Source organism: Streptomyces sp. NPDC059524, from assembly GCF_042749255.1.
Taxonomy (GTDB): domain Bacteria; phylum Actinomycetota; class Actinomycetes; order Streptomycetales; family Streptomycetaceae; genus Streptomyces; species Streptomyces xanthii.
Genome location: NZ_JBHYTK010000086.1, coordinates 1 through 19,847 on the forward strand (window position 1 = coordinate 1; position 19,847 = coordinate 19,847).

Below are 19,847 nucleotides of genomic sequence, written 5' to 3' on the forward strand. Positions count from 1 at the left end.
TTGGGCGCGGGTCGGTTGGCCGGGCGCCGCCTCCCGGCGCCCCGGGGCGCCCGCGGGGGGGGCCCCCCCGCCCCCCGACCGTAGCAGTGGGTCTAGACCAGATCGGCCGGGCGCGCTGCGCTCAGGCGCCCAGGGTCACCCGGCTCGCTCCGCGCAGCGGTACGGCGAGCTCGACGAGGGCGTGCTCCAGCGCGTGCAGATGGGCGAGGACCGGCTCGCCGTCGGCGGTGTGCGGCGCGGTCGCGACGCGCCCGCGCGGGTACGGGGCCGGTGCGGTCAGGGCCTCGACCGCGGCCTCGACGCGCCAGCAGGCGGCGGCGAGCCGGGCGTCGTGCGAGGCCTCGGGGTCGGCGGCGACGGAGGCGAGCCCGCGCACCTCGCGGGCGCAGTCGTCGAGCAGCGCGAGGATCTGCCGGGCCCGCCCCTTGCGGGCCTTCATCGGGCTCAGCGGGTGCACGAGCGGGCTCAGCGACAGCCGTACGCGGCCGAGGATCGCCTCCAGCTCGGCGACGCGCGGCGCCGGGTCCGCGTCCGGGTCGCCGGCCAGCCGGGCGGCGGCCTGCGCGGTGCAGGCGTGCACGCAGCGCAGCGCCCGCTCGACCCAGGCCTCGGTCACGGAGTGCGTGGTCACGGGCAGTACGAGCAGCACGGCGAGCACGGCGCCGAGCGCGCCGACGGCCGTCTCCGTGACCCGCAGAGCGAGCAGCCCGGCATCGAGGACGCCCAGCAGCCCGTAGAGCATGCTGGCCATGACCGTCACCGCGAGCATCATCCACGTGTACGAGACATGGGCGGTGTAGAAGATCCCGAAGACGCTGATCGCGATGACCACGGCCGCGACGGCCGGCACGTGGTGAAGCGGGACCGCGATCGCGAATCCCAGGACGATCCCGAGCACGGTGCCGAGGAAGCGCCGGAAGCCGCGCACGACGGTCTCGCCGCGCGAGGTCGTCGCCACGAACACCCACCAGGTGGCGCCCACGGCCCAGTACCAGCGCTGGTCGGACAGCACCTGCCCGATCCCGAGCGCGAACGCCGCGCCGAGCGTCGCCTGCACGGCCTGCCGCGTCGTGATCCGCTTCAGGCCGGTGCCCCCGCCCGGCACCGCGACCGCCGCCGGAACCGGCAGCCGCCGCTCGTAGCACCACACGCCGAACCGCATGACGGCCGCGGCGGCGAGCGAGAGCAGCACCGCCTCGTACAGCTCGGGCAGCTGGGACGGCACGGTGTGCAGGAACTGGGTGGCGAAGAACATCATGAACGCGAACACGCCGAGCGAGTGGCCGCGCGGGCCCCAGCGGCGGGCGTACACGCCGGCGCCCACGGTGGCGAGGAACGCCAGGTCACGGGCGGCGGGCACGTCGTGCAGCACGGCGGCGAGCGCCAGCGCCGGCAGCCCGACGACCGGCAGCAGCGCGGTCGTCACCGCCTGGCCGCGCACCGTCGCGTCGGTGACCGTGAACAGGGCGAGCAGCGCCGCCAGGCCGCCGGTGATGGCGGCCTGGAGCGAGTGTCCGACCGCCCCGCACAGCACGACGGCCAGGCCGATGCCCAGCACCGCCCGGCTCGCGAACCGCAGCCGGATCCGCCCCGGATCCGGCGCCGTGAACGCCCTCTTCAGCAAGTTGCCCCGCCCCTTCAGCACGCGCACGTGCCCCGACATGAGAAAGGCGCCGCGGAGATCCCCGGAGGATCCGCAGCGCCATCGACACGCCCATTGCACCATCGACCCGGCAGGCGGTTCAACAGAGCCCCGAAATGCTGAACCAATGGCCCAGCGTCGGCGCGACGGGTTCGGCCACCCCTGGGCCAACGGACCATCCTCCGCCGCGACCCCGGCGCGGACCGGAGTGAGTGGCTCCGCGCGGGTGGGGCGAGCCTGCGCGGACATGGTGGGCGCGTGGCGTGGTACTCGGCCCGCATGAACACATCGGTTGTCCTCGCCGCCGGAACGGGCGCGAGCTGGTTCTTCACGATCGTCGGCGTCCTGATCGTGATCGCGCTGCTCGTGCTGCTGTGGACGAGCCGGCGCCGTCTGGCGCGCCGCCCGGATCCACCACAGACCCGGCAGCCGCGGGCCGGTTCCTGGAAGCGTCCGGGGGACGACGACCCGGTGTGACGGCGGGCGCACTCATCACGCGGTTGAGTAGCGGTACTCACGCGGGGTTACCCGGGCGCGCCCGAGGATGGCGGCACAGCCCAGGCAGAGGAGCCAGCGATGTCCGCCCACCCCGTGTCCGTCAGAACGCCGTCCCGCGCGGTCCCGTCCGGCGGCCGCCGGTTTCCCGCCGTGCTCGCGGTGCTCGTCGCGGCGGCGCTCGCGGGGTCGGCGTTCGGCGCCGCGGACCCGGCCACCTGGGTCCTGGAAACCGTGTGGGTGATGCTGGGCCTGCCCCTGCTCGTCCTGCTGCGCCGGCGGTTCCCGCTGAGCGGTCTGCTGTGCGGGCTGCTCGCCGTCCACGCCACGGTGCTGATCGTCGGCGGGCACTACACATACGCCGAGGTGCCCGCGGGCGATTGGGTGCGTGACTGGTTCGGCCTCGAGCGCAATCCGTACGACCGTTTCGGGCACCTCATGCAGGGGTTCGTGCCGGCGATCCTGGTCCGTGAACTCCTCGTCCGGACCTCGCCCCTGCGCGGCAGCCGCTGGCTCGCGCCGCTGACGGTCTGCGCCTGCCTGGCCTTCAGCGCCGTCTTCGAGATGCTGGAGTGGCTGGCGGCCGTGACCGGAGGTCAGGCGGCCGACGCGTTCCTGGCCACGCAGGGCGATGTCTGGGACACCCAGTGGGACATGTTCTGCGCGCTGATCGGTGCCACCTGCTCACTCCTGCTGCTGCGTCGCGCGCACGACCGCAGCCTCACGCGTCTGCCGGCTCCGGGGAAGGGCTGACGCGGGTGTGGACGCTGACCGCGTAGCCGCCTCCGTCGTAGGGGTCGGCGTCCCAGGTGGCGAACCGGTCGACGAGGGCGAGGCCGGACGCGGCGCAGTACGCGTCGTACTCCGAGAGCGTGATGCCCGGCGGTACGGGCAGGTGGGCGGCGTCCAGGCCGAACCCCGCGACCAGCAGACCGCCGGGGCGCAGGGCACCCGCGAGGCGCTCGACGACGGTGGCCTCGGTGCCGGGGGCGAGCAGCGGGAAGACGTTGCCGGCGGCGACCACGAGGTCGAAGTCGGCGGCGATGCCGAGCGCGGCCGGGTCGAACGCGGCGAGATCGGTGCGGTGCCAGGGCAGCCCGGGTGCCTGGGCCCGCGCGACGTCGAGCATCGAGTCGTCGAGGTCGATCCCCACGCAGTCGTGGCCGAGCTCCGCCAGCCGGATCGCGACCCGGCCGGTCCCGCACCCGGCGTCCAGCACCCGCGCCCCGGCCGGCAGCAGCGCCGAACAGAACCGCGCCTCGCCGTGCACGTCCTTGCCGCTGCGGGCCAGCTCCGCGAACCGCGCGGCGTACTCGTCCCCGGAGACGCCACCGGTCAGTTCCTGCCATCGATTCATGAGGACGACTCTAGGCGGCGGTCGCGGGCCCGGCGGCGCGCCGGGTCAGTTCCCGGTGGCGCCGCGCTCCGCGGACAGCCAGGTCCGGTAACGCCGCAGGGCGCGGCGCTGCTGCCGCTGCTCGCAGACCAGGGCGAGCGCCGGGTGGGTGCCGGGCCTGACGCGGCCGCCGCGGGCCACGCGCCGCATGGCGTGGCGGACCTTCGCCATGCTCGCGGCCGAGGCGAGGGCCTTGTCGGACCAGGTCACCGGCTCCATGCGGCTCTCGGCCTCGCGGCCGTCGCGCCACCGGGCGGGGAGGTCGGGGGTGACGGCGAGCGCCGTGCCCATGCCGACGACGGCGACGCCGCTGCCGATGACCCGCTCCGCGGTGTCGCGGCGGGTGATGCCTCCGGTGAGCATGAGCGGGATCGGACTGGTCTCGACCAGGTCCTGGGCGAGGTCGAGGAAGTAGGCCTCGCGGGCCTGGGTGCGGTCGTCGGCGGGGCGGCCCGTCATCGCGGGGCTCTCGTAGCTGCCGCCCGAGAGTTCGACGAGGTCGACGCCGAGCGGGGCGAGCATCCCGATGACCTGCCGCGCGTCGTCGGCGTCGAAGCCGCCGCGCTGGAAGTCGGCGGAGTTGAGCTTCACCGCGACGGCGAAGGACGGGGAGACGGCGCCGCGGACGGCGCGGACGATGTCCAGGAGCATCCGGGCCCGGTTCTCCAGCGGTCCGCCCCACCGGTCGGTGCGCGTGTTGACGAGCGGGGAGAGGAACTGCGACAGCAGATAGCCGTGCGCCGCGTGGATCTCGACGCCGTCGAACCCGGCCTCCTCCGCCCGGCGGGCCGTGACGGCGTACCGGGTCACCGTGTCCTCGATCTGCCGCTCCGTCATGGCGGTGGGGCGGCCGAAGCGGCTGCTGTGCCTCCCGAGGGAGACGGCGAGGTCGGAGGGGCCCCACACGACGCCGGGCATGCCCGAGGCGACCTGGCGGCCGGGGTGGTTGATCTGCATCCAGACGGCCCCGCCGCCGGACTTGGCGGCCTCGGCCCACGCGGCGAACGGTTCGAGCGGCGCGTGTTCGTCGAGCACGACTCCGGCGGGGCCGGTCAGCGCCTCGGCATGGACCATCACGTTGCCGGTGATCAGCAGTCCGGCGCCGCCTTCGGCCCAGCGGCGGTACAGCGCGGGCATCGGCGCGTCGGGGAGCTGGCCGTCGCCTGCCATGCTCTCCTCCATCGCCGCCTTGGCGATGCGATTGCCCAGTACCTGCCCGGAGCGCAGCGCCAGCGGCGCGAACAACTCGCTGGTCATCCCGTTTCCCTCATTCCTCGTCCGCCCCCTACGATGTGTACACCTCTCACATTAGAGGGAGAAAGTAAGCATCGTAAACATCGAGGGGTGTGACCCATGTCGCAGACCGGCGCCTATCACCACGGCGACCTGCGGGCCGCCTGTCTGCGCGCGGCCCGCGAGCTGCTGGAGGAGGACGGGAGCGCCGGGCTGTCGCTGCGCGCGGTCGCCCGCCGGGCCGGGGTGTCCGCCACGGCCCCGTACCGTCACTTCGCGGACCGCGAGGCGCTGGTGTCCGCGGTCGCCGCGCAGGGGTACGGGGAGCTCGCGGAGAGCCTCGCCGCCGCGCACCCCACGCCGTCGAGCCCGGACGAGCTGGCGGCGGTCGCCGTGGCGTACGTCCGGTTCGCGCTCGACCACCCCGCGCTGTTCCGGGCCATGTTCGCCGAGCCCTGCGACCCGTCGGACGCGGAGCGCGCCGCCGCGACCGCCGCCATCACGGAGTACGTGCACGGCATCGTCCTCGGCGCGTTCCCGGGGGCCGGCGAGACGGACGCACTGGCGACCACGGTGTGGGCCCTGGTCCACGGCCTGGCGTTCCTTCACCTGGACGGCAAGCTCGACCCGTCCTCCCCCGAAGTGGTCGCCGCCCGGGTCGGCGCCTCCGTGCACGCCCTGTTCTCGGTCTCCGCGTCCGCCGGCACACCCCGCGCGTAAGGCCCAGCGATGCACAGCACGCTGACGGAGCACGCCCGGTGCCTGTACGGGGACGAGTACCGGCCGACCCCGGAGTGCGACGCGGACCACCGGGAGCACTGCTTCGTCGAGGAGCTGACCTTCGCGGGCGCGGACGCGATCCTCGCCATGCTCGACGAGCTCAGCCCCCACGCGGTGGACGGCCTGCTGCCGGTCTGGGTACGGAACCTGGCCTACCGGCTGGTGCTGCTGCAGCGGCCCGACGAGCCGGCGCTGCTGCGCCGGGCCGCCGAGAACCTGTGGCTCCACGGGCCGGACTGGGACCACATCGCCGCGGACCTGCGCCGGCAGGCCGACGCGCTGGAGACCGGCTGATCCGGGTCAGCGCCGGAAGAGACAGATCACGGCGATGTGCTCGCCGTCGCCGACCTTGCCCTCCACCGCGCTGAAGCGGTCGAGCTGCCAGCCGAGCGCCTCGACCGCCTCGATCTGGGGGGAGATGCCGAGCATCGGCGCGGTGACGAAGCTGTCGGTGATCGGGTCGATGAACTTGTAGACGAGGACATGGGCGCCCCGCTCGATCGCCTGCCGGGCCTGTTCCTCGGCACCGTCCCGTGTGCTCTTGTCGGAGAACGTCATGAACACCGTCCCGACCGCCGCCGCCCGGACTGCCCGCATGGATGCGCGCCGCCCCGCGCCGGCCACGCTTCCAGGGTGCGCCGATGCCGACCCGAGCGCAGCTCGTGGCGTGGCGTGCCGGGCCACGCCACCGGGCCGCGGTCTCAGTCGTCGGCCGCGACGAGCAGGGTGACCCGGGCGGCGGCCCGGTCGGCGAGCACGAACTCGTGGAACTCGCCGTGCACGCCGCCCCAGTCGTGCAGCGCCTCGTCACCGAGCTCGACGAGATGGTGCACGGCGTCGGCCGCGGCCAGGCGGTCGAACACCTCGCGGCGCAGATCGTCCCGGAGCGCGGCGGGCGGATCCCACTGCGGGTCCACCCACTCCTCAAGGATCCGCGCCGCCGTTTCCCGGGAGACGGCCAGAAGTTCCTCGTCGCGCGGGGGAAGGGAGCGGGCGGCGCCGTGGAGGTGCTTGATGTCGACCCACCGGAAGCCGTGCTCCTTCGGGTCCCGGGCGTAGTGCCGGAAGTTGAGGAAGGCGCCTGCCTCGTGCGTGAGCCCGTCGTCCATGGCGCCGGCCTAGAAGGCCGGGCCCGCGCCCCTCGCGCTCAGGCCGTCTGACCGCCGTCCACCACGAAGTCCTGGCCCGTGCAGTAGCTGCCCGCGTCGCTGGCCAGGAAGGCGACGAGCGCGGAGACCTCGGCGGGGCGGCCCGGGCGCGGGATCGGGAGGTGGGCGACGGCGCCGCCGCCGGAGCGGGTCTCCTCGCTGATCATCGCGGTGTCGATCGCGCCGGGGCAGATGCAGTTGACGCGGATGCCGAGCGGGCCGAGCTCCTTGGCCGCCGACCTGGAGGCACCGCGCAGCCCGAACTTGGAGGCGCTGTAGGCGAGACCGCCCGCGTATCCGTTCAGGCCCGCGGTGGAGGAGATGTTGATGACGGATCCGCCGTGCTCGCTCATCAGCGGGGTCACGGCCTTGATCCCGAGGATCGGGCCGACGAGGTTGATCTGCAGGGTGGTCAGCAGTTCCTTCTCGCTCAGCTCGGCGAGCGGCACCTTCCGGTAGGCCGCCGCGTTGTTGACCAGCACGTCGACGCGGCCGAACCGCTCTCGGACCTCCTCCATGACCTCGCGCCACGCGTTCTCGCTGCCGACGTCCAGCGCGAGTCCCAGCGCCGCCGGGCCGATCTCGTCCGCGACGGCCCGCGCGGCACTCGCCTCCAGGTCCGTGAGGACCACGCGCGCTCCGAGCCGCGCGCACAGCCGGGCGTGCTCCGCCCCCTGGCCCTGCGCGGCTCCGGTGACGACGACGATCTTGCCCGTCAGGTCGACCAGCTGCTCCGTCACAACTCCACCCCTTCGTCGGTTCGTTCGTTGCATTGGTTCGTTGCGTTGGTTCGTTGCGTTCGTGCGTCGCGATCGTGCGTCGCGATCGTGCGTCGCGATCGTGCGTCGCGTTCGTGCGTCGCGATCGTGCGTCGCGTTCGGTCCGGGTCAGGCCGCGAAGCCGTCGAGGAAGATCGCCATGCAGTCCCGGGCGAGGTCCTCGCTCGTGTACGCGTCCTCCGGGTGGCGCCATTTGACCGACAGCCACACCGCGTCACGGATGAAGCGGTGGAAGACCTTCGAGGGGATGTCGTCCCGGAACACGCCGGCCCGCTTGCCGTCGTCGATGGCCTCCAGCCAGCACTGCTGCGCCTCGTCGGCCAGCTCCTTGATGTGCCGGTACTCCGGCACATCACGGAGGTTCGTCAGTTCGCTCTGGTACACCGTGGTGGTGTGCGGATCGTCCGCCGCGGTGCGCAGCGAGACCTCGACGATCGCCCGGAGCCGGGCTCGGGGCTCGAGGCTGCGGGGCGCTTCCTCGTCGTAACGGGCCTTCAGCTCCCGTACGTAGGTGTGCAGCAGCTCCTGGACGATCGCGTCCTTGGACGGGAAGTAGTGGTACAGCGCACCGGACCGGACCCCGACCTGGGACGCGATGGCGCGCACCGTGGTCGTCGCGACGCCCTTGGCCGCGAACAGCTCCGCGGAGGCCTTCAGGATGTCCGCCCGGCGGATCTCGACAGTGGGCATCTGTGTCCTCCACTTGATTGATCGCTTGCTCAACGGAAGCTAGACGGCTTCCCGCACGGAGGTCAATCGGTTCACTCGAAATCCCTCCAAAGATGGCTCTGACCTGGGTAGTTGAGTGGAATGGCCACGCCCTGACCGGTGTCCCACTGCGTGGGACATCCCGTTGACCAAGCGTTCAATCGGCACTACTACTGCTTTCCGACGGGCCGCGACGGCCCGGGAGGAGAGGGGCGCCGATGTCACTCGCGCAGTACTGGTCCCTGGCCGATCTGCACCACGTCGGCGTGGTCGTGGCGGACATCGAGAAGGCCGCCGAGGACGTCCAGCGGATCTACGGCCTGTCCGTGACGGTCTTCGACGAGACACGGTTCGCCTGCCGGATCGGCGGGGTCGAGCACTCCGGGACACAGCGCATCGGGCTCTCGGCCGGCGGCGCGCCGCATCTCGAACTCCTGCGTGAGGTACCGGGATCCGAGATCTGGCGGGCGGCGCCGGGCATCCACCACCTCGGCTTCGTGGTGGACGACCTGCCGGCCGCGGCCCGCGCGGCGCAGGAGGCGGGGGCGCCGGTGTGGATGGCCGGGGTGCGGGACGGGATCAGCCCGGCCGGCGCCACGTACCACCGGGACCCGCTCGGCCAGGTCTTCGAACTCCTCGACCGAAGCCTCGCCGCCAGGCTCGCCGACCGACTGGAGCGCGGGCGTCCCACGACGACGCCCCCGGCTCTCTGATCCGCACCCGAGAAATCTGTCACCAGCGAAGGAGCAACCCATGAGCCCGCGTGTGGTCTACGCCCGCAGTGTGCACGACGACGCCGAGATCAACGCCTGCCTGGAGGTGCTGCGCGGCGGCCCGTTCGGCCTGAAGATCGGCAAGAACGTGGCGGAGATGGAGGCGACCGTCGCCGAGCTGTACGGCAAGCGCCTCGGCGTGATGTGCAACTCCGGCTCCTCCGCCCTCTATCTCGCCCTGGAACTGCTCGACCTGCCCAAGGGCGCGGAGGTCATCACCTCACCCCTGACCTTCTCCACGGACGTCGGGCCGATCGTGCGCGGCGGCTGGGTGCCCGTCTTCGTGGACGTGGAGCCGGACACGTACAACGTGGACGTGAGCAAGATCGAGGAGCTGGTCACCGAGCGGACGAAGGCCGTCCTCATCCCCAATCTGGCGGGCAACGCACCCGACTGGGACGCCGTCCGGGAGATCGCCGACCGGCACGGGCTGAAGGTCATCGAGGACTCCTGCGACTGCATCGGCACCACACTGCGCGGCACCAGGACGGGCAGCCGCTCGGACATCACCGTCACGAGTTTCGCGATGGCGCACATCGTCACCTGCGCCGGCAACGGCGGCATGGTGTGCCTGGACGACGAGGCGCTGCGCGACAAGGCTCTGATGCTGCGCCGGTGGGGGCGTCGCTCCGAGCCGCACCTGTTCGGTTCGGCGCGGACGGGCCGGGTGTTCCGCGAGGACCTCGACGGAGTCGCGTACGACAACGACTTCATCTTCGACGTGCTGCCGTGGAACTTCGAACCCTCCGAGCTGGGGGCCGCGTTCGGTCTGCAGCAGCTGAAGAAGCTCGACCAGAACTTCAAGCGCCGGGCGGAGATCTTCGAGGCGTTCACGAACGCGTTCGGCGCGTACCCGACGCTGTTCTCGCTGCCGCGCCAGCTGCCCGACTGGCACACCGCGTGGCTGTGCTACCCGGTGACGGTCCGGCCCGACGCCGGTTTCGCGCGCGGTGACCTCCAGGAGTCCCTGGAGTCGGCGGGCATCGACACCCGCACCGTGTGGAGCGGGAACATCACCCGGCACCCGATGATGCGGGGCGTCGAACACCGCGTCCCCGAGGGCGGGCTGCCCGAGGCCGACGCGGTGTTCGAGCGCGGGATGTCGCTGGGCATGAGCCACGGCACGACGGACGAGGAGCTCGATCACGTGGTGGCGAGCATCCACGCGTTCGCCTCGCGCTTCGCCTCCGCCACCGGGGCCGGCACCGCCCGGCGCTGACCCACCGCTCCCCCGCACCGGAAAGGCTCCGAGGTCCAGGCCATGCCGACTCCTCCCATCAGAACCGCCGTGTACGCACCGCCGATCGGACGGGACGTGGACGCCTGGCGGCGTCGGCTGCGCCTGCTCGACGAGAGCGGCCTGACCGCCGTCTCGGTGTCCGATCACTTCCAGGCGGGCGTGCAGGATCCCGTGGCCACGCTGGCCTCCCTCGCGACGAGCACGCGGCGGCTGCGTCTGATGGCGCTGGTCCTGTGCAACGACTACCGCCATCCGGTGATCACCCACCACGCGATGGCCACCGTCGACGCCTTGTCCGGCGGGCGGCTCGACCTGGGCCTGGGGGCGGGCTATCTCGCCGCCGAGTACGCGGCCGCGGGCCTGCCCTTCGACCCGCCGGGACTGCGGGTGGACCGGCTCACGGAGTCGGTGGACCTCGTCAAGGCGCTGTTCGGCGGCCGCCCGGTCCACCACAGCGGCCCGCACTACACGGTGTCGGGGCTGACCGGGTCGCCGGCCCCCGTGCAGACGCCGCATCCCCCGCTGGTGATCGGCGGCGGCGGGAAGCGGATGCTCGCCTTGGCCGGGCGGCACGCGCAGATCGCCGGCATCCACTCGAACCTCGGGCACGGCACCGCGTACGACGCGGCCGTCATCGAGGACATGGTGCCGGAGCGGATGGCGGCCAAGATCGGCTGGGTGCGGGAGGCCGCCGAGCGGGCCGGGCGCGACCCCGACGGCCTCTCCTACCTGTCGGTCACCTGGACCTGCCGGGTGGTCGACAGCCCGCGGCGGACCCCGGCGGCGCTCGCCGAGGTGTGCCGGGCCTACGGGGTCGACCCGGAGGTGGGCCGGCGCTCGACGGGGCTGCTGGTCGGCACCGTGGAGGAGTGTGTCGAGCAGCTCCGGCAGCGGCAGCGGGACCTCGGGCTCGACTACGTCGACTTCGGCGCCGCCGATCCCCGTACCGTCGCCCCGCTGGCCGCGGCGCTGGCCGCGCCGGACGCGGGGCTCTGAGCGCGGAATCAGGCGGAGGCTATGCGCAGCACCAGTGCGGCCGCGGCCAGCAGGGTCAGGACGACGACCGGGGCCATCGCGAAGTCCTTCACGCGCACGTGGGAGATCACCGCGCCGACGAAGTAGAGCACCAGGCCGACTGCGGCCGCCACGCCGAGCGGCGCGACGGCCAGGCCGGCCAGCAGGCCGAGCGCGCCCGCCGCCTTCGCGGTCGCGAGCCAGGGCAGCCAGGAGTCGGGCACGCCCACCTTCGTCATGCCGCTCACGACCTGCGGATTGCGGCTGAAGGTCGCGAAGGCGGACCCGGCACAGGCGAGCGCGAGCAGCGCGGCGACGATCACATAGCCGATGAACATGGGAACACTCCAACGATCTGGGGACGACAACCGTTGAAGAGTAACAATGATTTATGTCGATCCATAATGAACCCGCTGTTACCGTGGACGGCATGGCAGCAGCGCACCCGAACGACCGCCTCGGATTCCTCCTCTCCTTCCGCGGAGAGCTCACCGGTGCGCGCATTCGCGCCGCCGTGGCCGTCGCCGGGCTGCACCCGCGCAACGCGATGACCCTGATGCACCTCGCGCCGGGCGCCACCAGCCAGCGCGAGCTGGCCGTCACGATGGAGGTCGACCCCAGCCAACTGGTCGCGATCCTCAACGAGTTGGAGTCCTCGGGGCTGTGCGAGCGGCGCCGTGACCCGGCCGACCGGCGGCGTCACATCGTGGAGATCACCCCGGCCGGCCAGGAGGCCCTGGAGCGGATCGACGAGGCGGTGAGCGTGGCCGAGCGCGAACTGTTCGGCGATCTCACCGAGGCCGAGCAGACCCTGCTGCGGGGCCTGCTCGACCGTGTCGTGGTGGATCCGGCCTCGCACGAGTGCGGCGAATAGCGAGGGATCCGGGCGCCCCGCGGCCCGTCAGTGCCCGAAGGTGACGACGGCGCGGCCCTGGAGGGTGCCGTCGTGCAGCGCCTTGTACGCCGCCTCGACCTCGGCGAACGGGAAGAGGTCGACGTTGTTGCGGACGCGGCCGGCCTCGGCGAGCCGCAGCACCTCCTGGACGTCGGCGATGCCGCTGCCCTGGAAGGTGAACACCTCGCCGTCCCGAGGCAGTCCGCCGTACCAGGGTGACTGGAGGCGGCCCGACGCGGCGCCGACCAGCCCGAAGGCGCCCGCGGGGCGGACCGCGGCGACGCCCGCCGCGATCGTGGCGTCCACTCCTACGAAGTCGAGTACGGCGTCGGCGCCGTGACCGTCCGTCAGCGCACGGATCTCTGCCGCGGTCCCTTCCGTGGTGCCGACGAGCGTGGCGTGCGCGCCCAGTTCCGCGGCCACCTTCAGGCGGGCCTCGTCGGTGTCGACGGCGACCACCTGGGCGCCGGTGAGCAGGCACAGGAACTGGACCGCGAACGCGCCGAGTCCGCCCGCGCCGATGACGACGGCGGTGCCGCCGGGCCGGATCCGGGGCGCCGCGCGCCGCACCGCGTGGTACGAGGTGGCCCCGGCGTCCGTGAGCGGGCCCGCGGTGCGCGGATCGAGTCCGCCCAGGGGCAGCAGGGCGCGCGGGTCGTCGACGAGCACGTACTCGGCGAGGCCGCCGTCGCGCCCGAAGCCACGCCCCGCCGGGGCGTTCGGGCAGCTGGCGTCCAGGCCGCGCACGCAGTAGGCACAGGTGCCGCAGGACGCGGGGGAAACGAGGGCGACCGGGTCGCCGGGGGCGAACCCCGTGACGCCGGCGCCCAGTTCGGCGATGCGGCCGGCCGTCTCGTGCCCGAGTGTGAAGGGTATGGACCAGCCCAGGGCGCGGCCGAACTCGGCGGGCATGCCCAGCATCGTGAAGTCGGAGTGGCACAGGCCGCAGCCGGCGACCTCGACCAGCGCCTGACCGGGCCCGGGTTCGGGAACGGGCACGTCGACGACTTCGGCGGGATGTTCCCACTCCGGAATGCGATAGGCGCGCATGGTGGTACGGCTCACGGCGGTCACCGTCCTTGTTCGTCGCCGCCTGCGACGGCCCGCGTCTGCGGCGGCATGCTCGCGGCGAACGTAGTGGTGGACGGTCGAGGGGTACAGAGCGCCGCGCATCGGCCGTGGCCCGCGGGGTCAGGTGCCCGGCAGGTCCTGGCGCACGATCGTCACCGGGCAGGAGGCGTGCTGCGTCACCTGCTGGCTCACCGAACCGAGCAGGGCCCTACGGAACGCGCCGCGGCCGTGACTGCCCACCACCAGGAGATCGGCGCCCTCCGACGCCTCGACCAGTACCGCGGCCGGGTGGCCGTGCACCACGCGCTCGTGCACGGGCGGGCCCGCGTCACCGGCACCGGCCTCGCGGCCCAGCACCGTCCTGACCTCCTCGAGCAGGCGCTGCTCGGCGTCCTCCTGGTCGAACTCGCCGTCCGCCGCCGGGGCCGACCACGACGCCTCACCGGGAATCTCCCACGCGGTGACCACGTCGACCTGCCCTCCGACGAGCCCGGCGTACCGCACGGCCCAGCGCAGCGCGGCCTGCGAGGAGGGCGACCCGTCCACGCCCACCACGATCCGTGCCGCCCGCTCTTGCGTGTCCATGGCCGCGTCCCTTCTGGACCTTCTGGATGCCTCCTTCCAGCCTGGTCGAGAAACGAGCGCACTGCCATATGAAAGCCCCGTACGGGCACAAGAGGGACAATGAATGTCTCGTGCCCGAGACGGGAGGAATCGTGACCACCATCTCTGTGCCCCGCTCCGTCGTGACCTCGCTCGTCGAGGACGCCGTCACGGCCCCGTCGATGCACAACGCGCAGCCGTGGAGATTCGTGCACCGGGAGGACTCCGGCACCCTGGAGCTCCGCGGTGACCCGGCGCGCGAGCTGCCCCGGGAGGACCCGGACCACCGGGCGCTGCACCTCGGATGTGGGGCCGCCCTGTTCGCGCTGCGGGTGGCCGCGGCGGAGCGGGGGCTGCGGGCCGTGGTGGAGCTGCTCCCGGATCCGGCCGATCCGTGGCGTGTCGCCGACGTCCGGTTCGAGGAGGCCGGCTCCGGTGAGGACGAGCTGGCCGTGCTGCATCCGGCGCTGCGCGAGCGGCACACGAGCCGGTACCCGTTCACGGAGGAGCAGGTGCCGCCGGAGATTCTGGACGGGCTGGGCGCGGCCGCCCTCCTGGAGGGCTGCAAGCTCGTCGTGCCGGGCGCCTGGCACACGGAGACGGTCATGGGCCTCATCCGCACCTCGGAGCTGTTCGAGGCGGCGGACGAGTCGGTACGGACCGAGATCGCGGCGTGGACACGCACCGGGGCGTCGGACGAGGCCCTGTCGGACGAGGGGATCCCCGCCTACGCGCTCGGCCCGCGCCAGTACGACGTCACCTCCCCCGTACGGGACTTCGACACGGGGCGTCAGGTCACGGGCCGCACGGCGGAACCCTTCGAGAAGCATCCGCAGATCGCCCTGCTCGGCACGGCAGAGGACGGCCCGACGGACTGGCTGCGGGCCGGCCAGGCACTCCAGCACGTCCTCCTCCAGGCCACCCTGGACGGCCTCTCCACGTCCCTGATGTCCCAGCCCATGGAGTGGCCCGAACTGCGCACCCTGACCCGCGACCCCTCCTCCACGACCGGCCACGTCCACATCATCCTCCGCCTCGGCTACGGCCCCCGAGGCCGCGCCACCCCTCGCCGCCCGGTCACGGAGGTGCTGTCCTTCGAGGGGTGAGATCCGGGGCGGCCGCCCCCTGGATCTGTGGCCCGCCGCCGGTCCACCCTGAAGGAGCACGTGCTCGCGCCGTCCGTCCGACCACTGCCTCAGGGGGCCCCGAACGCACACCGACCTGTTCACCGCCGTCCTCGCCTTCGCCGGAGTGGCGCTGCTGATCAATGTGGCCCCCGGGCCCGATTCGCTGCTCGTCGTGCGGGCCTCGGTCGCCGAGGGGCGGCGGGTCGGGGGCGCCGCCGCGCTGGGCGTGCTCGTCGGGTGTGCGGGGTGGGGGGTCGCCACCGCCGCGGGGCTGACGGCTCTGCTCACCGCGTCCCGGGCCGCGTACGACGTGCTGCGGGTGTGCGGTGCCCTGTATCTGGTGTTCCTCGGGGTCTCGGCGCTGCGGCGCGGCCGGGCGGACTCGGCCGAACCGGACGGGGTGGGCGGCGCCGGCCGCGGGCGGGCGGTGGCGTTCCGGCGCGGGGTGGCGACGAATCTGCTGAACCCCAAGGCCGGGGTGTTCTACATGAGCCTGATCCCGCAGTTCGTGCCGCCGGGCGCGGGGCTGTTCGGTACGACGCTGCTCCTCACGGCCGTCGACGTGGTCGAACTCGCGCTCTGGTACTGGATGCTGGCCCGGGCCTCCTCCACGCTCGGCGAGCGGGTCCGCCGGCCCGCGTTCCGGCGCCGCCTCGAACAGGTCACGGGGGTCGCCTTCCTCGGCTTCGCCGCCGGGCTGCTCTTCGACCGCTCCGCTCCCTCGCGCCTGTGAGCCGGCGGCTCAGAAGACGCGCAGGTGGATCTCGCGGGTCAGGTGCGTGAGCAGTTCGCTCAGCCACGGGGTGCGGACCTCCGGGCGGCGGACCAGGGCCTCGCGGAACGCCTGCGGGTCCGCGCGGAAGGGGTGGCGGGCGGCCGACGGAGGTGCCGGGTCGTCGCGCAGGACGCCGTCGGGGAGCCGGCCCGACGCGGGGACCGGCAGGTGCGCCGACGGGAAGGCCAGCTCCAGCCAGACGCCGAAGGGGAGCGGGACGCGGTGGACCGCGCCGGGGGTGCCGGGGGACCACAGGACGCCCGTACGGGAATGGGTCGGCACGATCAGGATGTCGACGGGGTCGGGCGGTGGCGGGACGCCGGGGCCCGCCAGCGCCGCCCCGCGGGCGGTGCCCCGCGCCGGGAGCAGGATGTCGAGGCCGCGCTGAAGGACCGTCGCCACGAGCGGACCGCCGTTCAGGATCGTCACGGGGCGGCCCTCGGACGCGGCCAGGAAGTGGGCCAGGGCGCGGCCCGCCGCCGCCTCCCATTCCGGGTTCCAGGCCCACCAGCGCCGGGTCCCGGGGGTCGCCGCCCAGTCGGCGCGCGGTTGGAACGGTGACGTGCGCCGGTCCTCGGCCAGCAGCTCGGCCCAGGTCGGAGGCGTCGTGTCGGTGCCCTCGACCCGGCGGCGGCGCACGGCCTCGGGCGCGAGCCACACCGCCTGCCACAGGGAGCAGTCGTCGATCCGGGTCGCCACGGCCAGGCCGCACGCGACGCAGGCCATGTTCGGCCCGTCGGCGCCGTCGAGGCCGCAGCAGTAACCCCCGGCCCGTTCGGGGACGAGTGCGGTGCCGCGCACGTCGCCGGGGGCGAGGACGACCGCGCCGGGCGCCCCGAACGACAGGTGGTACACGGGGGCGTGGATGCCCCGGGCGGCGGCCTCGCCCGGGGCGAGGTCCTCCCAGACCCGCCAGGGCGGTCCGGACGGCTCGCGGTCGACGGCGAACGTGCCGGGTTCCATGAGCACCGGGAGCTGGATCCCGTTCCCGTACTTCTGGTGGGCGTGGACGGGCAGCGCGACGCGGCTCAGCGGCACCGTGAGCTCCGCTCCGCATCCCGCGCACTCGAAGACGTACAAGCAGGTCCTCCCCCCTGTTCGGCGCAGGCGCGCCGGACTTCACCCCAAGGAACCACACCGGCGGCACTGACCTGCACCGGTTTACCGCCGTGCGGACGGCCGACCGGCGGCGGAGCGGGCCGCCGGGACTGCGTGTCCGGCGGGCGGCGGGTTGGGTCGTGGGCGGCGGTCCCGACTGCGGCGCACGACGTGCCGCGCGACCGCCTCCCCCGCTGGATCCGTTGGAGGAATCCCTGATGCGTTCGCTGAAGATAGCCACCGGCACCGTGCTCGCCTGCTCCGCCCTGCTGCTCGCCGCGCCGACGGCCGCGCACGCCGCCGGCGCGGGCTCACCGGCCGGCTGTGAGGAGGCCAAGTCGAAGGCGGTCGAGGCCCAGGCCGACTACGACGCGATGAAGAAGCAGTACGACGGCGGCGACCACGTCAACGTCACCAAGGAGCAGCTCGCGGCGGGCGAGCAGAACGCGAACTCCACGGCCTCCGAGGCACAGCGCCTGTGCGGCGACACCGTGGCGAACCCGTCGGCCTCCCCGTCGACGTCCGCCTCGCCCACGTCCCCGGCGACCCCGAAGCCCGTGCCGAAGCACACCGCTCCCGCGAAGCCGATGCCGACCGCGCCGATGAAGGACAAGCCGAGCGGTGCCATGCACACCGGCTCGGGCTCGACGAGCACCGATCCGGCGGGCGTGCCCGCGCTGGCCGCGACCGGCGGCCTGGCCCTCGCGGCCGCCGCCGGCTTCGCCCTGCGCCGCCGCGGCAGCCGTCAGAACTGATCCGTCCCCGCGCGAGGTCCTGGCGCCGCCGTACCGCCGACGACGCGTACGGCGGCGCCGGACCCGTCCGGTGTCCGCCCCGCCCGTTCACCCAGGAGTCAGCCCGTGCCCGATGCCCACCGCTCACGCGGGTCACGGCTGCGCCGGGCCGGCGAAGGGCTGGTCGTGAGTCTGGTCGCGGCGGGCGCGTTCGCGTTCACGGTGGCGGACGCACAGTCCGGGCCGCCGCAGCCGGGCGCCGGGGCCAGGGCCGTGGCGAGCGGACGCGCCGTCGCGCCGATGCCCGCCGCCCGGCCGCTGCGCGTGGTGATCCCGGAGCTGCACGTGGACGCGCCGCTGACGAAGCTGCGGCTCCAGGACGACGGCCGGCTCGCCGCCCCGCCGGAGGACGACGACAACCTCGCCGGATGGTGGGCGGACGGCCCGGTCCCGGGCACGCGCGGCACCGCGATCGTCGCCGGTCACGTCGACATCCCGGACGGCCCGGCCGTGTTCTACGGGCTCGGCGCGCTGAAGCCCGGCACGACGGTCGACATCACGCGGTCCGACCACCGCACCGCCCGCTTCACCGTCGACTCCGTGGACGTGTACGCGTCCGACGACTTCCCCGACCGGAAGGTGTACGGCGACACGGGCCGCCCCGAGCTCCGGCTGATCACCTGCGGTGGCGGCTACGACGAGGAGCGCGGACGGTACAAGGGCAACGTCGTCGTCACCGCCCATCTCTCCTCCTGAGGAGGCATCGTGGCCGCAACCTGGGACCCCCGCCCCGCCCCCGGCACCGGCGTCGAGTTCCTGCCCGTCCTGGACATCCCGCCGCCGGGGCGCCAGCGCCGGTGGACCGTACTGTTGCGCTGGCTGCTGCTGCTCCCGCAGTTCGTCGTCCTGGCGGTGCTGACGATCGCGGCGGTGTTCGTGGCGATCGCCGGCTGGTTCGCGGCGCTGTTCCTGGGCCGGCTGCCCGACGGGATCTACCGCTTCCTCGGATCGGTGCTCGTGTACACGACCCGGGTGAACGCGAGCGCGGCGCTCCTCGTGGACCGGTACCCGCCGTTCGCGTTCTCGGCGCCGGACCACCCCGTGCAGATCGAACTGCGCCCGACGCCGCTGAACCGGCTCGCGGTGCTGTTCCGGCTGATCCTGGTGATCCCCGCGGCGATCCTCACCTCGCTGGCCCAGAGCGGCTGGGCCGCGCTGTGCTGGGTGTTCTGGCTGATCACACTGGTTCTGGGGCGGCTGCCCGAGCCGCTGTACGCCGCGACGGCCGCCGTGGCGCGTTACAGCTTCCGCACGGCCGCGTACTGGCACCTGCTGACCCCGGCCTACCCGAAGGGCCTGTTCGGGGACGCTCCGGAGCCGCCCGCCGAGGTCCGCTCCGGGACCCGGCCGCTGCTGCTCGACACCTCCGCCAAGGTGCTCCTGGTGATCTTCCTGCTGCTCGGCCTCGTGGGCCAGGTGGTCCGCGGCACCGTGGACTACGACGACGACGGCAGCACCGACCCGTACGGCTCCCACCGGACGGCGCCGTAGCGCTCCGGTGAGAGCCGCAGGGGGACGGCCGCGGTCAGGTGCGGCCGGGTTCGTTCAGGACGTGCGCGGCGGCCAGTTGCGGATCGCCTTGGGGCGCGGCGGCGCGTAGGTGCGCACCTTCGACGTGGTCAGGCCCAGGCGGACCAGCGACTCGGCGATGGTGACCGCGGCGGCGACGCCGTCCACGACGGGGACGCCGGTGCGGGCGACGACCTGCTCGGTCAGGCCCGCCATGCCGCCGCAGCCCAGGCAGATGACCTCGGCGTGGTCCTGCTCGACGGCGGCCGCGGCCTGCTCGACGATCGCGGCGACGGCGGCGTCCGGGTCGCTCTCGAGCTCGAGGACGGCCATGCCGCTGGCGCGCACGGAGGCGAGCCGGTCGGTGAGCCCGGCGAGCTTGAGCCGGTCCTCGATGAGCGGCACGGCCCGGTCGAGGGTCGTGACGACCGAGTACTTGTGGCCGAGGAACTGCGCGGTGCTGGCGGCCGCCTCGGTGATGTCGACGACGGGGACGTCGAGCAGTTCCTGGAGGCCCTCGCGGCCGTGCTCCCCGTAGCCGGCCTGGATGACGGCGTCGAAGGGCTCGGGGTAGGCGCGCACCTTCTCCATGACGGCGATGGCGGCGAGGTAGCTCTCGTAGTTGCCCTCACAGGACTCCGGTCCGAAGTCCGGTGTGAGCGGCACGATCTCGGTGCCGGGCGCCGCGACGGCGCGGGCCGTCTCGGCGATGCCCTTCGTCATCGACTCGGTGGTGTTGACGTTGGCGACGAGGATGCGCATGGGGG

At 73.5% G+C, this 19,847-nt stretch carries 25 protein-coding genes; 13 read left to right on the forward strand and 12 right to left on the reverse strand.

Going from position 1 to position 19,847, the window contains the following annotated elements; genetic code table 11:
* Nucleotides 1–121 precede the first annotated feature (121 nt).
* Nucleotides 122–1,624 carry an FUSC family protein gene (locus ACFW9D_RS23085; protein ID WP_384624320.1) on the reverse strand — a complete coding sequence of 501 codons (1,503 nt, stop codon included), beginning with the start codon at nt 1,622–1,624 and terminating at the stop codon, nt 122–124.
* A gap of 297 nt (nt 1,625–1,921) precedes the next feature.
* Here ACFW9D_RS23085 and ACFW9D_RS23090 point away from each other — a divergent pair, with 297 nt between their 5' ends.
* Together ACFW9D_RS23090 and ACFW9D_RS23095 are read left to right on the forward strand one after the other, a co-directional pair.
* Nucleotides 1,922–2,119, forward strand: coding sequence for a DUF6479 family protein (locus tag ACFW9D_RS23090; protein ID WP_384624322.1), 198 nt, complete (start codon nt 1,922–1,924; stop codon nt 2,117–2,119).
* A 99-nt stretch (nt 2,120–2,218) separates the two neighbouring features.
* The gene (locus ACFW9D_RS23095) at nt 2,219–2,890 is read left to right on the forward strand and encodes a DUF2238 domain-containing protein (protein WP_384624324.1); all 672 of its coding nucleotides are present in this window, start codon (nt 2,219–2,221) and stop codon (nt 2,888–2,890) included.
* Here the strand turns inward: ACFW9D_RS23095 and ACFW9D_RS23100 are convergent.
* Together ACFW9D_RS23100 and ACFW9D_RS23105 are read right to left on the reverse strand one after the other, a co-directional pair.
* Nucleotides 2,859–3,494, reverse strand: coding sequence for a class I SAM-dependent methyltransferase (locus ACFW9D_RS23100; RefSeq protein WP_384624326.1), 636 nt, complete (start codon nt 3,492–3,494; stop codon nt 2,859–2,861). The genes ACFW9D_RS23095 and ACFW9D_RS23100 overlap by 32 nt on opposite strands.
* 45 nt (nt 3,495–3,539) lie before the next feature.
* A complete protein-coding gene (locus tag ACFW9D_RS23105; protein WP_384624328.1) occupies nt 3,540–4,790 on the reverse strand; it encodes an NADH:flavin oxidoreductase/NADH oxidase family protein in 1,251 nt (416 codons plus the stop codon).
* Between the two features lie 96 nt (nt 4,791–4,886).
* Between ACFW9D_RS23105 and ACFW9D_RS23110 the strand changes: the two genes are divergently transcribed.
* Complete coding sequence (locus ACFW9D_RS23110) at nt 4,887–5,486, forward strand: TetR/AcrR family transcriptional regulator (protein ID WP_384624330.1); 600 nt, start codon at nt 4,887–4,889, stop codon at nt 5,484–5,486.
* Between the two features lie 9 nt (nt 5,487–5,495).
* The gene (locus ACFW9D_RS23115; protein WP_384624332.1) at nt 5,496–5,840 is read left to right on the forward strand and encodes a hypothetical protein; all 345 of its coding nucleotides are present in this window, start codon (nt 5,496–5,498) and stop codon (nt 5,838–5,840) included.
* Between the two features lie 6 nt (nt 5,841–5,846).
* Here the strand turns inward: ACFW9D_RS23115 and ACFW9D_RS23120 are convergent, their stop codons facing one another.
* The 4 genes from ACFW9D_RS23120 to ACFW9D_RS23135 form a co-directional block, all read right to left on the reverse strand.
* On the reverse strand, nt 5,847–6,104 hold the full coding sequence (locus ACFW9D_RS23120; protein WP_188340348.1) for a hypothetical protein: 258 nt from the start codon (nt 6,102–6,104) through the stop codon (nt 5,847–5,849).
* A 143-nt stretch (nt 6,105–6,247) separates the two neighbouring features.
* Complete coding sequence (locus tag ACFW9D_RS23125) at nt 6,248–6,655, reverse strand: hypothetical protein (RefSeq protein WP_384624334.1); 408 nt, start codon at nt 6,653–6,655, stop codon at nt 6,248–6,250.
* A 38-nt stretch (nt 6,656–6,693) separates the two neighbouring features.
* On the reverse strand, nt 6,694–7,434 hold the full coding sequence (locus tag ACFW9D_RS23130; protein WP_384624336.1) for an SDR family NAD(P)-dependent oxidoreductase: 741 nt from the start codon (nt 7,432–7,434) through the stop codon (nt 6,694–6,696).
* A gap of 147 nt (nt 7,435–7,581) precedes the next feature.
* A complete protein-coding gene (locus ACFW9D_RS23135; protein ID WP_384624337.1) occupies nt 7,582–8,163 on the reverse strand; it encodes a TetR/AcrR family transcriptional regulator in 582 nt (193 codons plus the stop codon).
* Between the two features lie 236 nt (nt 8,164–8,399).
* Here ACFW9D_RS23135 and ACFW9D_RS23140 point away from each other — a divergent pair, with 236 nt between their 5' ends.
* Genes ACFW9D_RS23140 through ACFW9D_RS23150 form a run of 3 tightly spaced genes read left to right on the forward strand, consistent with a single transcriptional unit; the run spans nt 8,400 to nt 11,190 of the window.
* Nucleotides 8,400–8,894: a VOC family protein gene (locus ACFW9D_RS23140; protein ID WP_384624338.1), complete on the forward strand. Its 495-nt coding sequence runs from the start codon at nt 8,400–8,402 to the stop codon at nt 8,892–8,894.
* A 40-nt stretch (nt 8,895–8,934) separates the two neighbouring features.
* Nucleotides 8,935–10,173, forward strand: a complete 1,239-nt coding sequence (locus tag ACFW9D_RS23145) for a DegT/DnrJ/EryC1/StrS family aminotransferase (protein WP_384624340.1) — start codon at nt 8,935–8,937, stop codon at nt 10,171–10,173.
* A gap of 42 nt (nt 10,174–10,215) precedes the next feature.
* Nucleotides 10,216–11,190: a TIGR03621 family F420-dependent LLM class oxidoreductase gene (locus tag ACFW9D_RS23150; RefSeq protein WP_384624341.1), complete on the forward strand. Its 975-nt coding sequence runs from the start codon at nt 10,216–10,218 to the stop codon at nt 11,188–11,190.
* Nucleotides 11,191–11,198: 8 nt separating this feature from the next.
* Here the strand turns inward: ACFW9D_RS23150 and ACFW9D_RS23155 are convergent, their stop codons facing one another.
* On the reverse strand, nt 11,199–11,546 hold the full coding sequence (locus ACFW9D_RS23155) for a DoxX family protein (protein ID WP_384624343.1): 348 nt from the start codon (nt 11,544–11,546) through the stop codon (nt 11,199–11,201).
* A gap of 92 nt (nt 11,547–11,638) precedes the next feature.
* Here ACFW9D_RS23155 and ACFW9D_RS23160 point away from each other — a divergent pair, with 92 nt between their 5' ends.
* Nucleotides 11,639–12,082 carry a MarR family winged helix-turn-helix transcriptional regulator gene (locus tag ACFW9D_RS23160; protein ID WP_188340340.1) on the forward strand — a complete coding sequence of 148 codons (444 nt, stop codon included), beginning with the start codon at nt 11,639–11,641 and terminating at the stop codon, nt 12,080–12,082.
* 27 nt (nt 12,083–12,109) lie between these two features.
* On the opposite strand, the gene ACFW9D_RS23165 is transcribed toward ACFW9D_RS23160, so the two are convergent.
* On the reverse strand, nt 12,110–13,168 hold the full coding sequence (locus ACFW9D_RS23165; RefSeq protein WP_384624345.1) for an NAD(P)-dependent alcohol dehydrogenase: 1,059 nt from the start codon (nt 13,166–13,168) through the stop codon (nt 12,110–12,112).
* Between the two features lie 126 nt (nt 13,169–13,294).
* Nucleotides 13,295–13,759, reverse strand: coding sequence for a universal stress protein (locus ACFW9D_RS23170; protein ID WP_384624347.1), 465 nt, complete (start codon nt 13,757–13,759; stop codon nt 13,295–13,297).
* Between the two features lie 131 nt (nt 13,760–13,890).
* On the opposite strand from ACFW9D_RS23170, the gene ACFW9D_RS23175 reads away from it, so the two are divergent.
* Together ACFW9D_RS23175 and ACFW9D_RS23180 are read left to right on the forward strand one after the other, a co-directional pair.
* Nucleotides 13,891–14,883 (forward strand): Acg family FMN-binding oxidoreductase, encoded by a 993-nt coding sequence (locus tag ACFW9D_RS23175; protein ID WP_384624348.1) that lies wholly within the window; start codon nt 13,891–13,893, stop codon nt 14,881–14,883.
* A 145-nt stretch (nt 14,884–15,028) separates the two neighbouring features.
* Entirely contained in the window at nt 15,029–15,637 is a 609-nt protein-coding gene (locus ACFW9D_RS23180; protein WP_384624350.1) for a LysE family translocator, read from the forward strand.
* A 9-nt stretch (nt 15,638–15,646) separates the two neighbouring features.
* On the opposite strand, the gene ACFW9D_RS23185 is transcribed toward ACFW9D_RS23180, so the two are convergent.
* The gene (locus tag ACFW9D_RS23185) at nt 15,647–16,759 is read right to left on the reverse strand and encodes a hypothetical protein (protein WP_384624351.1); all 1,113 of its coding nucleotides are present in this window, start codon (nt 16,757–16,759) and stop codon (nt 15,647–15,649) included.
* Nucleotides 16,760–16,995: 236 nt separating this feature from the next.
* Here ACFW9D_RS23185 and ACFW9D_RS23190 point away from each other — a divergent pair, with 236 nt between their 5' ends.
* The 3 genes from ACFW9D_RS23190 to ACFW9D_RS23200 all read left to right on the forward strand — a co-directional run bounded on the left by ACFW9D_RS23190 (nt 16,996) and on the right by ACFW9D_RS23200 (nt 19,062).
* Nucleotides 16,996–17,532 carry a hypothetical protein gene (locus tag ACFW9D_RS23190; protein ID WP_384624353.1) on the forward strand — a complete coding sequence of 179 codons (537 nt, stop codon included), beginning with the start codon at nt 16,996–16,998 and terminating at the stop codon, nt 17,530–17,532.
* Between the two features lie 105 nt (nt 17,533–17,637).
* The gene (locus ACFW9D_RS23195; protein WP_223206226.1) at nt 17,638–18,267 is read left to right on the forward strand and encodes a class F sortase; all 630 of its coding nucleotides are present in this window, start codon (nt 17,638–17,640) and stop codon (nt 18,265–18,267) included.
* 6 nt (nt 18,268–18,273) lie between these two features.
* A complete protein-coding gene (locus tag ACFW9D_RS23200; protein WP_384624366.1) occupies nt 18,274–19,062 on the forward strand; it encodes a DUF4389 domain-containing protein in 789 nt (262 codons plus the stop codon).
* A gap of 54 nt (nt 19,063–19,116) precedes the next feature.
* Here the strand turns inward: ACFW9D_RS23200 and ACFW9D_RS23205 are convergent, their stop codons facing one another.
* Nucleotides 19,117–19,842, reverse strand: a complete 726-nt coding sequence (locus tag ACFW9D_RS23205) for an aspartate/glutamate racemase family protein (RefSeq protein ID WP_384624355.1) — start codon at nt 19,840–19,842, stop codon at nt 19,117–19,119.
* Nucleotides 19,843–19,847: the final 5 nt, after the last annotated feature.